This window comes from Candidatus Methylomirabilota bacterium, from assembly GCA_035709005.1.
Taxonomy (GTDB): Bacteria; Methylomirabilota; Methylomirabilia; order Rokubacteriales; family CSP1-6; genus 40CM-4-69-5.
Genome location: DASTFB010000087.1, coordinates 125,858 through 140,148, shown reverse-complemented (window position 1 = coordinate 140,148; position 14,291 = coordinate 125,858). Strand labels below are relative to the sequence as shown.

Here is a 14,291-nt window from a genome sequence, read left to right as displayed (position 1 = left end):
CATGTCTGTTGCACGCGTCGCTGTCGGCACGATCGAGCTGCACCTGCCGGACGTCGACTCGCTGAAGGGCAAGCGCCACGTCCTCAAGGGCCTCAAGGAGCGGGTGCGCGCCCGCTTCGAGGTGGCGGTGGCCGAGGTCGATCACCACGATGTCTGGCAGCGGGCGACACTGGCCGTGGCCTGCGTCTCCCACGACTCCCGCCACGCCAACGAGGTGGTCTCCAAGGCCATGGGCTTCATCGAGGCCAACGTGGACGGGTCCGTGATCGAGACGAGCCTGGAGATCCTCTGATGCAGGGCAAGCGCCTGGATCGCGTCAACCAGCTCATCCGCGAGGAGATCTCGCTGCTGCTCCAGCGCGAGCTCAAGGACCCGGGACTGGGGTTCGTCACCGTGACGGAGGTGGAGACGACCAAGGATCTCAGGTCGGCCAAGATCTTCGTCTCGGTGCTGGGCGACGAGGGGCAGTGGACCGCCTCCCTGGCCGCCTTGACCCGGGCCCGGGGATTCATCCGCAACTGGCTCCGCGAGCATCTGGACCTGCGCGTGACGCCCGAGCTGGAGTTTCGGGCCGACCGGTCGATGGAGCACGCGGCCCGCATCCAACAACTGCTCAAGCGGCTCGGCGGCGACCGCTAGGCGCTGAGGTGCGCGTCCCTGCCGAGGTTCTCGTCCCGTTCCGGCACGCGCCCCGGCGCGCCCTCATGCTGGGCCACGTCCACCCGGATGCCGACGTGCTGGGTACCCTGCTGGCCCTGGGACTCGGTCTGAGCGCCCGGGGCTGGACGGTGTCCTGGGGGGGCCCGGACCCCGCGCCGGAGGTTCTGTCCTTCCTGCCCGGTATCGAGCGTTATCGCCGACTCACCGGCGTGAGCGGCCCCCTCGACGTCGTCGTGCTGACCGACTGCCCGAATCCCGATCGGACCCAGGGCCTGCTCGGGCAGGCCCGCCAGGCCGGAGCCGAGGTCGTCAACATCGATCATCACCACGACAACCGGCGATACGGAGACGTGAACTGGGTCGATCCGACGGCGGCGGCCGCCGGGGAAATGGTCTACGAGCTGTGCCGTGCGCTGGACGTGCCCATCACCCCGCCGATCGCCCTGAATCTGTTCACGGCCATCCACATGGACACGGGCTCCTTCCGGTACTCCAACGTAACGCCCGAGACGTTCCGCATCGCGGGAGCGCTGGTCGCCGCCGGAGTCGAGCCCGCGTTCGTCTCCAACCGGCTGTACGAGCGTCGCCCGGCTCAGGCCCTCCGGCTGCTGGGCGAGACGCTGGCTCGCGTGCAGCTGAGCGCGGACGGGCGCGTGGCCTGGCTGGCCCTGCGGGCCGGCGCCGTCCCCGAGTCCTTCGTCGAGGCGGAGGACCTCGTCAGCTACCCCCGTTCGCTGGCGTCCGTGCGCGTGGCCTGCCTGTTGCGGGAGCGCGGCGACACGGTGAAGGTCAGCCTGCGCGGCAAGGGCGACATCGACGTGAGTCGTATCGCGGCCAGATTCGGTGGAGGCGGCCACCCCAACGCGGCCGGCTGCACGGTGGCGGGTGCGCTCGACACCGTCACCCGCGACGTGCTGGCCGCCGTGGAGGCCGAGCTGGGCGTGCCATGAGCCGGGCGACCCGCTCCGGCGTCCTCGTCGTGGCCAAGGCGGCCGGCATGACGTCGTTCGACGTCGTCGCGCTGGTCCGCCGACGGCTCGGCGCCCGTCGAGTCGGTCACGCCGGCACGCTGGATCCGGACGCCACCGGCGTCCTGCCCATCCTCATCGGGGAAGCCACCAAGCTGATGGCGTACATGCAGGAATTCGACAAGGAGTACGTCGTCACCGTGCGCTTCGGGGTCCGAACCGACACGCTGGATCTGTCCGGCCGGGTGCTGGCCACCGCCCCCGTGCCCGCGCTTGATCGCGAGCGCTTGATCAAGGCCACCCGCCCGTTCGTCGGGCGCATCAAGCAGATCCCGCCGATGTACTCGGCCCTCCACCACGAGGGCCAGCGTCTGTACGAGCTGGCCCGAAAGGGTGTGGAGGTGCCGAGGGAGCCCAGGACCGTGGTGGTTCATTCAATCGACGTCGCCGGGGTGGAGCTGCCGCGGGCCACGTTGAGGATCGTCTGCGGCAAGGGCGCGTATGTCCGCTCCCTCGTGGCCGATCTCGGTGATGCGCTGGGGTGCGGAGCCGCCGTGGAGCACCTGGTGCGGGTGCGCGTGGGGCCGTTCGCGGTACGCGACGCCGTGCCTTCCGCCGAGGTGGCGTCGAGCCCGGCCCCGGCGTTGTGGGCGCGGGTGCTGCCTCCGGAGGCAGCGGTGGCCGGATGGCCCGTCGTCCGGCTCGAGCCCCGGGTGGCGGCGGCGTTCCTGAACGGCCAGTCCGTGACTGCGGTGCCGTACCCTCCCGGCGCAGCGCGGTTCGTCGCCGTGCACGCCTCCACCAGCGGCTTCCTCGGCGTCGGGGAGTTCCTCGGCGGCCGGGTGAAGCCGGCGCGAATCCTTCATGCAGACCGTCCAGGGCCTCGAGTCTTACCCGCCTGACGCTCCCTCTGCCGCCGTGGCGCTGGGCACCTTCGACGGCATACACCTCGCTCACCGGGCGATCCTCGCCGCCGCCGTGGCTCGGGCCCGGGAGGGCGGACTTCGCGCGCTGGCCTGCACGTTCGATCCGCATCCCGCCGAGGTCCTCCGCCCGAACCAGACTCCGGCGCCCATCTCCACGCTCGCTGAGAGGCTCGAGCTGCTGGCCGAAACCGGCGTGGACGCCACCGTCGTCCTGGCCTTCACGCCGCAACTCGCGGCCATGGAGCCCGAGGCGTTCGTCAAGGACGTTCTGCTCGACCGCCTGCACGCCCACGACGTCGTCGTCGGCTACAACCACACGTTCGGGCGCGGGGCCCGGGGCAACGCCCGGCTCCTTCAGGAGCTGGCCGGCCAGCTGGGGTTCCGCGCCCACGTGGTTCCACCCCTCATGGTGGACGGCGTTCCGGTCTCTTCGACGGCGATCCGGGCGGCGCTGCGGGCTGGGGACGTCGAGCGGGCCAGCCGCTATCTGGGTAGGAGCTACACGATCAACGGCGAGATTGTCCGGGGGGCCGGACGCGGTCGCGAGCTGGGCTTTCCCACCGCCAACGTCAAGCCAGACCGCGGCGTCATCCTGGCCCCAGGGGTATACGCCTGCCGGGCGGTCATCGGCGCCGACCGGTATCGGGCAGTGGTGAACATCGGCAAGCGACCGACCTTCGGGGAGACCGCCCTGGTCATCGAGGCCCATCTCCTCGATTTTGCGGGAGCGCTCTACGGCTGCCTGCTACGGCTCGAGTTCGTCAGCCGGCTCAGGGACGAGCGACGCTTCGCGGGCCCCGAGGCTCTGCGCGAGCAGATCAGCCGCGACATCGCCGCCGCCCGCGAACGGGTCTGAGCTCAGCTTTACTCGCTGGGCGTTCGGTGGTAGCATGCCGATAATTGCCGATAAAACAAGAGTTTTTGAACCCGTCCTGGAGCGGGGTGCCTGCCCGGGGCGAGGCGATTGGAGAAGGGGACTTCCATGCCGCTGCCCATTGAGAAGAAGCGCAACCTGATCCAGCAGTTCCGCGTGCACGATGGTGATACGGGATCGCCCGAGGTGCAGATCGCGCTTCTCACCGAGCGCATCAACGGCCTCACGGAGCACTTCAAGCAGCATACGAAGGACCATCACTCCCGGCGGGGGTTGCTCATGCTGATCGGCAAGCGACGCAGCCTGCTGGAATATCTGCACAAGAAGGACCCCGAGAGGTACCGCGGGATCATCGAGAAGCTCGGAATCCGCCGTTGACGGCGGGTTCACTGGAAAAGGACTGGTCCTCGGACGCGACGACTCCGGGGGCCCCCGGGCGGGCCGTGCCAGGGCCCGCTGAACTGCGAGTTGGTCCAGCGCTCGGCCGGCACCTGCACGCCGCGCCCGCAACGTTGACGCTCGCATACGGCGTTCGCCGGACTCCGGCCGATACGCGAGGACAAGCATCCACATGAGTCACAGCGTTCACATGGAGATCAACGGCCAGCCCCTGTCCCTGGAGACCGGCAAGGTCGCCAAGCAGGCGGAAGGGGCGGTCATCGTCCGGCACGGCGGAACCATGGTGCTCGCCACCTGTGTCGCCGCCCGGAGCGCCACCGAAGGGCAGGACTTCTTTCCGCTCACCGTCGAGTACCGCGAACGGGCCTATGCGGGCGGCCGGATCCCCGGCGGGTACTTCAAGCGCGAGGGCCGACCGGCCGAGCACGAGGTCCTCACCTCGCGGCTGATCGATCGCCCCATCCGCCCCCTGTTTCCCAAGGGCTTTCGCAACGAGGTCCAGGTGATCTGCCTCACCATCTCGGCCGACGGGCAGAACGAGGCCGACGTCCTGGCGATGAACGGGGCCTCCGCGGCGCTCTGTCTGTCGGGCATCCCGTTCGACGGCCCGGTGGGCGCGGTGCGGGTGGGCCTGGTCGACGGCAAGCTGGTGGCCAATCCCACGGTGGCCCAGCAGCAGCTCTGCACCCTGGAGCTGGTGATCGCGGGAACGGCGGACGCCGTGCTGATGGTGGAGGCCGGCGCGCAGGAAGTGTCCGAGGACGTCATGATCGAGGCGATCGCCTTCGGCCATGCCGAGTGCAGACGCCTGGCGGGCATTCAGCGAGAGTTGGTGCAACGGGCGGGCAAGCCCCGCTGGGCCGTCGATCCCGAAGCCGGGCGCGACCGCCAGCTGGAAGCCCGGGTGGCCGCCATCGTCGGCGACCGCCTGACGGCGGTGCTGGGGATCGTCGAGAAGCAGGCCCGCGGCGACGCGGTGCAGAGGCTCTTCGAGGAGGTGGCGCAGGCCCTGGGCGACGACGGCAAGCAGCCGGCCGTCCGCGAGGCGTTCGAAGCGCTGGAGGCCCTCGAGGTCCGCCGGATGATCGTGGATCGGGGCGTCCGCATCGACGGCCGCAAGGTCAGCGAGATCCGGCCCATCTCCGTGGACATGGCGTACCTGCCCCGCGCGCACGGCTCCGCCGTCTTCACCCGTGGTGAGACCCAGGCCCTGGTCGCGGCCACGCTGGGCACGAAGTCCGACGAGCAGAAGATCGAGTTGCTGGAAGGCGAGATGTACCGGCGCTTCATGCTGCACTACAACTTTCCCTCGTTCTCGGTGGGCGAGGTCCGTCGCTTCGGTTCTCCGGGACGGCGGGAGATCGGCCACGGGGCGCTGGCCGAACGAGCGGTGTCGGCGGTGCTGCCCTCCCGGGAGGACTTCCCCTACACGATCCGGGTCGTCTCCGACATTCTGGAGAGTAACGGCTCGAGCTCGATGGCCACGGTGTGCGGGGCCTCGCTGGCGTTGATGGATGCCGGGGTGCCGCTCAAGAGCCACGTGGCGGGAATCGCCATGGGCCTGGTGAAGGAAGGCGACCGCTACGGCATCCTCACCGACATCATGGGGACCGAGGATCACTACGGGGACATGGACTTCAAGGTGGCCGGCACCGAGAGGGGCGTCACCGCGCTGCAGATGGACATCAAGATCGCCGGGGTGTCCACCGAGATCATGCGAGCCGCCCTGGGCCAGGCCCGCGAGGCCCGGCTGTCCGTGCTGGCCAAGATGCGGGAAGCCATCGAGCGGCCGCGGCCCGAGCTGGCCCCGCACGCCCCCCGGTTCGTCACCATCAAGATCCGGCCCGAGAAGATCAGGGAGATCATCGGTCCAGGCGGCAAGGTGGTCCGGGCGATCCAGGAACAGACGGGCACCAAGATCGACATCGAGGACGATGGCCGGGTTACCGTCTTCTCGCCCGACGCAGCCTCCGTCCAGCGGGCGATTTCCATGATCCAGGACATCACCCGGGAGGTCGAGCTCGATCGGATCTACGTGGGCAAGGTCAAGAAGATCGTGGAATTCGGCGCTTTCGTGGAGGTCATCCCCAACACCGAGGGGTTGCTGCACATTTCGCAGATCGCGGAATCCCGCATCCGTAGCGTGCAAGACGTCCTGAGCGAAGGCGACGAGGTCGTGGTCAAGGTCATCGAGATCGACGGCAACGGCAAGATGCGGCTGAGCCGCAAGATCGCGCTCCGCGAGCAGCCCGCGCTCGGCGAGAAGGAGAAGCTCAAGAACCCCAACGCGGCGAACCCGCCCCGTGACTGAAGAGTACCGGAAGAGCCTGCTGCCCAACGGCATCCGGGTCATCACGGAGGAGATGTCCCATGTCCGCTCGGTCGCCGTCGGCGTCTGGGTGGAGACGGGCTCGCGCCACGAGCCCGATGAGCGGGCCGGCATCTCGCACCTCATCGAGCACCTGGTTTTCAAGGGGACGGCCACCCGGAGCGCCGAGGAGATCGCCCGAACCATGGATTCGGTGGGGGGGCAGATGGATGCCTTCACCACCAAGGAGCACACGTGCTTCTACGTGCAGGTCCTGGACGAGCATCTCCCTCTGGCCGTGGACCTCCTCACCGACATCCTGCTGCACCCGCGCTTCGACGCCGATGAGCTGGAGCGGGAGAAGAGCGTGGTGTTGCAGGAGATCAAGATGGTGGAGGATACGCCGGACGATCTCATCCACGACCTGTTCTCCGCCCACGTGTGGGCCGGCCACCCCCTGGGCCGCCCGATTCTGGGCTCTCGAGAGGCGGTGGAGGCCTACCGACGCGAGCTCGTCCACGCCCACTTCGTTGGCCACTACGTGCCTCCCAAGATCATCATCGCCGTGGCCGGCAACGTGACGCACGCGCGGGCGGTGGAGCTCTTCGGAGCCGGGTTCGACGGGTTCCGGCTGCCCGCCGTGGAGCCGCCCAGCCAGCTCCCGGTGATGCGGCCGGGCGTGAACATCGTCCCCAAGCCCCTCGAGCAGGTGCACCTGGTCATTGGCTTCCCCGGCCTGAGCCACGGCGCTCCCGAGCGCTACGCCTTGTTCCTGCTCAACGACATCGTGGGTGGCAGCATGTCGTCGCGCCTGTTCCAGGAGGTGCGCGAACGCCAGGGGCTGGCCTACTCCATCCACTCCGGCGTGCAGCCGTTCCGCGACACCGGTCTGCTCTACATCTATGCGGCCACCGACAGCGCCAACTTCTCGAAGGTCCTCAAGGCGCTGCTCAAGGAGCTGCGAGACCTCAAGAAGAACGGGGTCTCCGTGGATGAGCTCAAGCGGGCCAAGGATCACCTCAAGGGCAGCCTCATGCTGTCGCTGGAGTCCACTTCCAGCCGCATGAACCGGCTGGCCAAGCACGAGATGCACCTCGGGTCGTTCCTCACCATGGACGCCATGCTGGCCTCCATCGATGGGGTGCGTCACGAGGAAGTGCAGGCCCTCGTCAGCGACCTGCTCGACGAGGAGCGCCTGGCCCTCACCACCTACGGGCCCCTGGACCGGCGCCACCTACCGCGCGAGCTCCGCGCCGACGGAGTCTCCCCGGGGCAATGAACGCGGAGGGGGCGGCGACCGCCTCCGTGCCGCGTCCCGGTCTCGTCGGCGGGCAAGCGTCTTTCCCCCGTCCCGGTTTTGCTCTAAGGTGGGGGTCGTGATCGAGCGTTACACGCGTTCGGCCATGGGGCGTGTGTGGACCGATGAGGAAAAGTATGCCACCTGGCTCCGCGTGGAGCTGGCCGTGTGCGAGGCTTACGCTCGCCGCGGCCGCATCCCCTCCGACGCCCTGGCCCGCATCCGGGCCCGGGCCCGCATCGACGTGGCGCGCATCCAGGAGATCCAGGCCCGGGTCAAGCACGAGATGATCGCGCTGCTCACCAGCCTGGAGGAGCAGCTGGGCGTGGACTCGCGCTTCGTCCACCAGGGCCTGACCAGCAACGACGTCTGGGACACCGCGCTGGCGCTCCAGCTGAGCCGGGCCGCCGAGCTGCTGATCGTCGGCCAGGAGCGGCTGCGCACGGCGTTGGCCGCGCTGGCCCGGCGCTACAAGGACACCGTGATCGTCGGCCGCACGCACGGGGTGCACGCCGAGCCCACCACGTTCGGCCTCAAGGCCGCCGTGTGGTACACGGAGGCCGGCCGCAACCTGGAGCGGCTGCAGCGGGCCCGCGCGGCGGTCATGGTGGGGAAGCTCTCGGGGGCCGTGGGCAACTTCGCCCATGTCGATCCCGATGTGGAAGAGGAGGTGTGTCGAGAGCTCGGCCTCGCCCCGGCGGCCGTGAGCACCCAGATCGTGCAGCGGGATCGCCACGCCGAATTCTGCGCCGCGCTGGCCATCGCCGCCGCCTCCCTGGAGAAGATCGCGCTGGAGATCCGCGGCCTTCAGCGGACGGAGGTGCTCGAGGTCCAGGAGCCCTTCAGCGAAGGCCAGAAGGGATCCAGCGCCATGCCGCACAAGCGCAATCCCGAGCTCAGCGAGCGGATCTGCGGCCTGGCCCGGGTGATCCGGAGCAACGCGCTGGCTGCCCTCGAGAACGTGGCCCTCTGGCACGAGCGCGACATCAGTCATTCCTCGGTGGAGCGGGTGATCTTGCCCGACTCCACGATCCTGCTCGACTACCTGCTCGACCTGACCACGACCATCGTGGAGGGGCTCGAGGTCGATCCGGCCCGGATGGCCGAGAACCTCGAGCGCAGCTACGGCCTGGTGTACTCGCAACGGGTCCTGCTCAAGCTGACCGAGGCCGGCCTGCCCCGGCAGGCCGCCTATGAGATCGTGCAGCGCCACGCCATGCGGGCCTGGCGCGAGCGCCGGCCGTTCCTGGAGCTCCTCGCCGCCGATCCGGAGGTCAACGACCGGCTGGGCGCGAGCGGGCTCAAGGAGTGCTTCGACCCGGGGTGGTTCCTGCGTCACGTCGACACCATCTTCACGCGTGCGGGTCTCCGGTGAAGGGGCGAGCCATGACGGCGACAGCGATTCCGGCAGTCGAGCTGAGGGAGAAGCTCTACGAGGGCAAGGCCAAGATCGTCTACGCGACGACCCGCTCCGACCTCGTCGTGCAGTACTTCAAGGACGACGCCACCGCGTTCAACGCCCTCAAGCGGGGGACGATCGTCGGCAAGGGCGTGGTGAACAACCAGATGTCGGCGGCGATGTTCCGGTTGCTGGAGCGGGCCCGCGTGCCGACGCACTACGTGGCCACGCTTTCCGAGCGCGAGATGCTGTGCCGCCGCCTGGACATCATCCTCATCGAGACGATCGTGCGGAATATCGTGGCCGGCAGCCTGGCCAAGCGCACCGGACTCCCCGAGGGCACCGCGATCGCCCGGCCCATCGCCGAGCTCTACTACAAGTCCGACCCGCTGGGCGATCCCATGATCAACGACGACCACGTGCGCATGCTGCGGTTGGCCACGCCGCGCGAGCTGGGCTGGATCCGGCGGACCGCTCTGCGCGTCAACCAGGTCCTGCGTCGGCAGCTGGGCCGTCGCGATCTGCTGCTCGTCGATTTCAAGCTGGAGTTCGGCCGGGCGCGCGGCCGGCTCTACCTGGGCGACGAGATCTCGCCGGACACCTGCCGACTGTGGGACGCGCGCACGCGCGCCAAGCTCGACAAGGACCGCTTCCGCCAGGATCTGGGCGGGGTCGAGGAGGCCTACCAGGAGGTCTACCGCCGCCTGGTGACCGCGCGTGACGGAGCCACCCGTGCCTAGAGCAGCCCACCCACGGCTCAAGCCGCTCGCCAGGTCGTCGCTAGAATGAAGATCCGCGTGCTGGTCCGGCTCAAGCCGGGCATCCTGGACGTGCAGGGGGCCGCGGTCAAGCGCGCGCTCGTCGGTCTGGGCTTTCCCGACGTTGCCGATCTGCGAGTCGGCAAGGTGATCGAGGTGGACGTGGACGCCCCCAACGAGGCCCAGGCCCGTCGCCGCGCCGACGAGATGTGCCAGAAGCTGTTGGCCAACCCGGTGCTCGAGGAGTACACGATCGAGTGAGCTCGCGCCGTCACCTTGCTGCGGCCCTCGCGGGGGCGGTAAGATGAGAGTGCGGGTGGCGAGGAGAGGCCCGATCCGATGAGATTCGGCGTCGTCGTGTTTCCCGGCACGTGGAGCGACTGCGACTTCCACTACGTCATCTCGGAAGTCCTCCGGCAGCCGGTCCGGTACGTCTGGCACCGCGACCGCAACCTCGACGACGTGGATTGCGTGATTCTTCCCGGGGGATTCTCGTACGGGGACTATCTGCGGGCCGGCGCCGTGGCCGGCCGCTCTCCGGTGGTCGAGACGTTGGCCGGGTTCGTCGGCCGAGGCGGCCACGTCCTCGGCTCCTGCAATGGCTTTCAGATCCTGTGCGAGGCCGGCCTCCTGCCCGGCGCCCTCATGCGCAACGAGTGCCTGCAGTACCGCTGCCAGTCCACCCACCTGGTTGTCGACAACGCCGACACGCCGTTCACCCGCGGCATGCGGTCGGGCCAGGTGTTGGCCATGCCGATCTCCCACGGCGAGGGCAAATACTATTGCGACGGAGCAACGCTGGCCCGGCTCAAGGGCAACAACCAGATCGTGTTCCGGTACGCCACGGTGGACGGGCAGGTGACGCGGGCCGCCAACCCCAACGGCTCCCTGGACAACATCGCCGGCATCGTGAACGAAGAGGGGACAGTGCTCGGCCTCATGCCCCATCCGGAACGTGCGGCCGAGCGAGCGATGGGGGGCACCGACGGCCTGCTCATCTTCCACTCGCTCCTCGGCAGCCTCGTCGAGGACGGCAGCTTCCTGAAGCGCTAGTGCTGGAGCCGGAGTGAGGGCGGAGCCGAAAGCGACACCGGACCTCGCCCGCGACCTGGGGCTCACCGCCGAAGAATACGATCGCATCATCCAGCGCCTCGGGCGCGAGCCGACGTACACGGAGCTCGGCCTGTTCTCCGCGTTGTGGTCCGAGCACTGCGCCTACAAGCACTCCCGCGTGTTCCTGGCCCGGCTGCCCACCCAGGGGCCGCGGGTGCTGCAGGGCCCGGGTGAGAACGCCGGCGCCCTGGACGTCGGCGACGGCTGGGCGGTGGTCTTCAAGATCGAAAGCCACAACCATCCGTCCTTCATCGAGCCCTTCCAGGGCGCGGCCACCGGCGTGGGCGGGATCCTCCGCGACGTCTTCACGATGGGCGCGCGGCCCATCGCCATTCTCGACTCCCTCCGCTTCGGCGATCCGGCCGACCCCCGGACCCGCCGTCTCATCGAGGGTGTGGTGGCCGGGATCAGCTGGTACGGCAACTGTTTCGGCTGTCCGACGGTCGGCGGGGAGATCGCTTTCGCCCGGGAGTACGCCGGCAACCCGCTGGTCAACGTGATGTGCATCGGCCTGGTCCGGGCCGATCGGATCTTTCGTGCCCGGGCCGACGGCGTGGGCAACCCTGTCTTCTACGTGGGGAACAAGACCGGGCGCGACGGCATCCATGGGGCCACGATGGCCTCGGCCACCTTCGACGAGCACGCCGAGGAGCGCCGGCCCACGGTCCAGGTGGGAGATCCGTTCACGGAGAAGCTGCTGCTGGAGGCCTGCCTGGAGGCCATGCAGAGCGGGGCCGTGGTCGGCATCCAGGACATGGGCGCGGCCGGCCTGGCCTGTTGCACCACGGAGATGCCAGCGCGCGCGGGCACCGGGATGGAGGTGGAGCTCGCGCACGTGCCTCAGCGCGAGCAGGCCATGATCCCCTACGAGATCCTGTTGTCGGAGTCGCAGGAGCGCATGCTCCTGGTCGCCGCGCGCGGCCGGGAGGACGACGTGCGGCGCGTCTTCGCGAAATGGGAGCTGGACGCCGTCGAGGTGGGGCGGGTGACCGCGGATGGGATGCTCACGGTCCGTGACCACGGCGAGGTCGTCGCACGCGTGCCGGTCGCCGCGCTGGCCGAAGCCCCCCGCTACGAAAAGCCGACGGTCCCCCCGGCCGGGCTCAAGCAGCTGCAGGCGTTCGATCCGCTCACGGTACCCGAGCCGGAGGACTGCAGCAACGCGCTGCACGCGCTGCTGGGCTCCCCGACCATCGCCTCCAAGGAGTGGGCGTACCGGCAGTACGATCAGCAGGTCGGTATCAACACGCTGGTCCTCCCGGGGTCGGACGCGGCCGTGCTCCGCATCAAAGGCACCCGGCGGGCGCTGGCCGCGGCGACCGATGGCAACGGCCGGCAGGTTCTGGTGGATCCTCGGCGTGGCGCGGCCATGGCCGTCTGCGAGGCTGCGCGCAATGTCTCGTGCGCCGGCGGCGAGCCGCTGGGCGTGACGGACTGCCTCAACTTCGGGTCCCCGGAGCGGCCCGAGATCCTCTGGCAGTTCGCCGAGGCCGTCGAGGGCATCGCCGAGGCCTGCCGGGCGCTGGCCCTGCCGGTAGTGGGCGGCAACGTTTCCTTCTACAATGAGACTGTCCAGGGTACGGGATCGGCGCAGGCGATCTTTCCCACGCCGATCATCGGCGTGGTGGGGGTCCTGGAGGACGCCGAGCGGCTGACGACACAGTGGTTCAAGGGGGCCGGACACCGGATCGCGCTCCTGGGGCCCGACGTGGTGAGCCTGAGCGCGAGCGAGTACCTCTGGGCTCTGCATCGCCTCGTTGCCGGAGCGCTGCCACCGCTGGACCTGGCGCTCGAACGGCGCGTGCAGGCGGCGACCCGGGCGGCCCTCCAGGCGGGGCTGGCGCGCTCGGCCCACGACTGCGCCGAGGGTGGCCTGGCCACGGCGCTGGCCGAGTGCTGCGTCACGGGTCCGGAGACGGTCGGTTGCACGGTGCGCCTGCCGGACGCGGCGCGACCCTCGCTCGCCTTGTTCGGCGAGGGCCCGTCGCGGGTGGTGCTCACGGTCGAGCCGGCGCGAGCGGCAGAGTTCGAGGGCCTGATGGCGGAGTCGGCGATTCCCTGGCGATGGATCGGAGCCACCGGGGGTGAAAGGCTCCGGATCCAGTGCGGGTCGACGATCGTCATCGACGCGGCCGTGGAGGGACTGGAGCACGCGTGGAGGAGGGGCTTTGAGCGCCACGTGGCGTGACGACAAGTTCCACGACGAGTGCGGGGTGTTCGGCATCTGGAACCACCCGGAAGCCGGGAATGTCACCTACCTGGGTCTCTACGCCCTGCAGCACCGCGGCCAGGAGTCCGCCGGTATCGCGGCGACCGACGGGGCCAGCTTCCACACCGAGAAGGCGATGGGCTGGGTGGCCGACGTGTTCAGTCCGGAGCGGTTGCGTCGGCTGCCCGGGCATCGGGCTATCGGCCACGTGCGCTACTCCACGGCGGGGGCCTCCCGGCTGCGCAACGCCCAGCCCATCACGGCGAACACCGCGCGCGGACCCATCGCCATCGCCCACAACGGGAACCTGACGAACGCCGACGCCCTGCGGCGGGAGATGGAGCGCGACGGCGCCATCTTCCAGTCGACCTCCGATACCGAGGTGATCCTGCATCTGCTGGCCCGGGCGCCGGCCGGCTCCCTCGCCGAGCAGTTGCCCCACGCGCTCGGACAGGTCACCGGGGCGTACTCGCTGCTGATCCTCACCCCTGACGCGATGTACGCCGTGCGGGACCCGTACGGCTTCCGTCCGCTCACGCTGGGGCGGCTGGGGGATGCCTGGGTGGTGGCGTCGGAGACGTGCGCCCTGGACCTGATCGAGGCCCGTTACGAGCGCGAGGTGAATCCGGGGGAGATCCTCATGATCTCCGACGCCGGCCTGCAATCTCTCCGGCCCTTCCCGACGGCCGAGCGGCTGCAGTGCGTCTTCGAATACGTGTACTTCGCCCGGCCGGACTCCGTGTTGTGGGGGCGGAACGTCCACACCGTGCGCAAAGCCCTGGGCCGCGAGCTGGCCCGCGAGCACCCGGTGGAGGCCGACGTCGTCATTCCAGTCCCGGACTCTGGGACCAGCGCGGCGCTGGGCTTCGCCGAGCAGTCGGGGATCCGGTACGAGATGGGGTTGATCCGCAACCACTACGTCGGGCGCACCTTCATCGAGCCCAAACAGGGTATCCGTCACTTCGGCGTCAAGGTGAAGCTGAACCCGATGCCCGAGATGCTCGAAGGCCGGCGCGTGGTGGTCGTGGACGACTCGATCGTGCGCGGGACCACCAGCCGCAAGATCGTGCGTATGATCCAGAGCGCGGGGGCTCGCGAGGTGCACATGCGCATCTCATCGCCGCCCATCCAATGGCCGTGCTATTACGGGATCGACACGCCGACCCGCAAGGACCTGATCGCGGCCAGCCACAGCGTGGACGAGACCCGACGTTACCTGGGCGCCGAGTCCCTCGGTTACCTCAGCCTGGAGGGCATGCTGAAGTCCACCGGATCCGATCCGACGCAGTTCTGTCATGCGTGCTTCACGGGGAGCTACCGGGTGGGGATCGTGCCCGAGCCCACGCCGCAACTCCGCCTCTTCGAGCCCTGACCCCCGGG

At 69.3% G+C, this 14,291-nt stretch carries 14 protein-coding genes; all 14 read left to right on the top strand.

Features of this window, described 5'->3' with window-relative positions; genetic code table 11:
• Position 1: 1 nt before the first annotated feature.
• The 14 genes from VFR64_15695 to purF all read left to right on the top strand — a co-directional run bounded on the left by VFR64_15695 (position 2) and on the right by purF (position 14,283).
• Positions 2-292, top strand: coding sequence for a DUF503 domain-containing protein (locus tag VFR64_15695; GenBank protein HET9491183.1), 291 nt, complete (start codon positions 2-4; stop codon positions 290-292).
• Complete coding sequence (gene rbfA / locus VFR64_15690) at positions 292-639, top strand: 30S ribosome-binding factor RbfA (GenBank protein HET9491182.1); 348 nt, start codon at positions 292-294, stop codon at positions 637-639. Before VFR64_15695 ends, rbfA begins: the two co-directional genes overlap by 1 nt.
• A gap of 8 nt (positions 640-647) precedes the next feature.
• Positions 648-1,610: a bifunctional oligoribonuclease/PAP phosphatase NrnA gene (locus VFR64_15685; protein HET9491181.1), complete on the top strand. Its 963-nt coding sequence runs from the start codon at positions 648-650 to the stop codon at positions 1,608-1,610.
• Positions 1,607-2,530, top strand: coding sequence for a tRNA pseudouridine(55) synthase TruB (gene truB / locus VFR64_15680; GenBank protein HET9491180.1), 924 nt, complete (start codon positions 1,607-1,609; stop codon positions 2,528-2,530). Before VFR64_15685 ends, truB begins: the two co-directional genes overlap by 4 nt.
• Positions 2,493-3,410: a bifunctional riboflavin kinase/FAD synthetase gene (locus tag VFR64_15675; GenBank protein ID HET9491179.1), complete on the top strand. Its 918-nt coding sequence runs from the start codon at positions 2,493-2,495 to the stop codon at positions 3,408-3,410. Before truB ends, VFR64_15675 begins: the two co-directional genes overlap by 38 nt.
• 126 nt (positions 3,411-3,536) lie before the next feature.
• Positions 3,537-3,806: a 30S ribosomal protein S15 gene (rpsO, locus tag VFR64_15670; GenBank protein HET9491178.1), complete on the top strand. Its 270-nt coding sequence runs from the start codon at positions 3,537-3,539 to the stop codon at positions 3,804-3,806.
• A 193-nt stretch (positions 3,807-3,999) separates the two neighbouring features.
• The gene (gene pnp / locus VFR64_15665; GenBank protein HET9491177.1) at positions 4,000-6,138 is read left to right on the top strand and encodes a polyribonucleotide nucleotidyltransferase; all 2,139 of its coding nucleotides are present in this window, start codon (positions 4,000-4,002) and stop codon (positions 6,136-6,138) included.
• Positions 6,131-7,414, top strand: a complete 1,284-nt coding sequence (locus VFR64_15660) for a pitrilysin family protein (GenBank protein ID HET9491176.1) — start codon at positions 6,131-6,133, stop codon at positions 7,412-7,414. Before pnp ends, VFR64_15660 begins: the two co-directional genes overlap by 8 nt.
• Positions 7,415-7,511: 97 nt before the next feature.
• Positions 7,512-8,807 (top strand): adenylosuccinate lyase, encoded by a 1,296-nt coding sequence (gene purB, locus VFR64_15655; protein ID HET9491175.1) that lies wholly within the window; start codon positions 7,512-7,514, stop codon positions 8,805-8,807.
• Positions 8,808-8,818: 11 nt separating this feature from the next.
• On the top strand, positions 8,819-9,571 hold the full coding sequence (gene purC, locus VFR64_15650) for a phosphoribosylaminoimidazolesuccinocarboxamide synthase (GenBank protein ID HET9491174.1): 753 nt from the start codon (positions 8,819-8,821) through the stop codon (positions 9,569-9,571).
• A 45-nt stretch (positions 9,572-9,616) separates the two neighbouring features.
• A complete protein-coding gene (gene purS, locus VFR64_15645) occupies positions 9,617-9,850 on the top strand; it encodes a phosphoribosylformylglycinamidine synthase subunit PurS (GenBank protein ID HET9491173.1) in 234 nt (77 codons plus the stop codon).
• Between the two features lie 78 nt (positions 9,851-9,928).
• The gene (gene purQ / locus VFR64_15640) at positions 9,929-10,642 is read left to right on the top strand and encodes a phosphoribosylformylglycinamidine synthase subunit PurQ (protein HET9491172.1); all 714 of its coding nucleotides are present in this window, start codon (positions 9,929-9,931) and stop codon (positions 10,640-10,642) included.
• Positions 10,643-10,655: 13 nt separating this feature from the next.
• Positions 10,656-12,890, top strand: a complete 2,235-nt coding sequence (gene purL, locus VFR64_15635) for a phosphoribosylformylglycinamidine synthase subunit PurL (GenBank protein ID HET9491171.1) — start codon at positions 10,656-10,658, stop codon at positions 12,888-12,890.
• A complete protein-coding gene (purF, locus tag VFR64_15630) occupies positions 12,871-14,283 on the top strand; it encodes an amidophosphoribosyltransferase (protein HET9491170.1) in 1,413 nt (470 codons plus the stop codon). Before purL ends, purF begins: the two co-directional genes overlap by 20 nt.
• The last annotated feature ends 8 nt before the right edge of the window (positions 14,284-14,291 follow it).

What these genes read in the sequence shown, in the direction of transcription:
- VFR64_15695 (HET9491183.1), top strand. Translation starts at nt 2, where the DNA reads ATGTCTGTTGCACGCGTCGCTGTCGGCACGATCGAGCTGCACCTGCCG.
- rbfA (HET9491182.1), top strand. Translation starts at nt 292, where the DNA reads ATGCAGGGCAAGCGCCTGGATCGCGTCAACCAGCTCATCCGCGAGGAG.
- truB (HET9491180.1), top strand. Translation starts at nt 1,607, where the DNA reads ATGAGCCGGGCGACCCGCTCCGGCGTCCTCGTCGTGGCCAAGGCGGCC.
- VFR64_15675 (HET9491179.1), top strand. Translation starts at nt 2,493, where the DNA reads ATGCAGACCGTCCAGGGCCTCGAGTCTTACCCGCCTGACGCTCCCTCT.
- rpsO (HET9491178.1), top strand. Translation starts at nt 3,537, where the DNA reads ATGCCGCTGCCCATTGAGAAGAAGCGCAACCTGATCCAGCAGTTCCGC.
- pnp (HET9491177.1), top strand. Translation starts at nt 4,000, where the DNA reads ATGAGTCACAGCGTTCACATGGAGATCAACGGCCAGCCCCTGTCCCTG.
- purC (HET9491174.1), top strand. Translation starts at nt 8,819, where the DNA reads ATGACGGCGACAGCGATTCCGGCAGTCGAGCTGAGGGAGAAGCTCTAC.
- purS (HET9491173.1), top strand. Translation starts at nt 9,617, where the DNA reads ATGAAGATCCGCGTGCTGGTCCGGCTCAAGCCGGGCATCCTGGACGTG.
- purQ (HET9491172.1), top strand. Translation starts at nt 9,929, where the DNA reads ATGAGATTCGGCGTCGTCGTGTTTCCCGGCACGTGGAGCGACTGCGAC.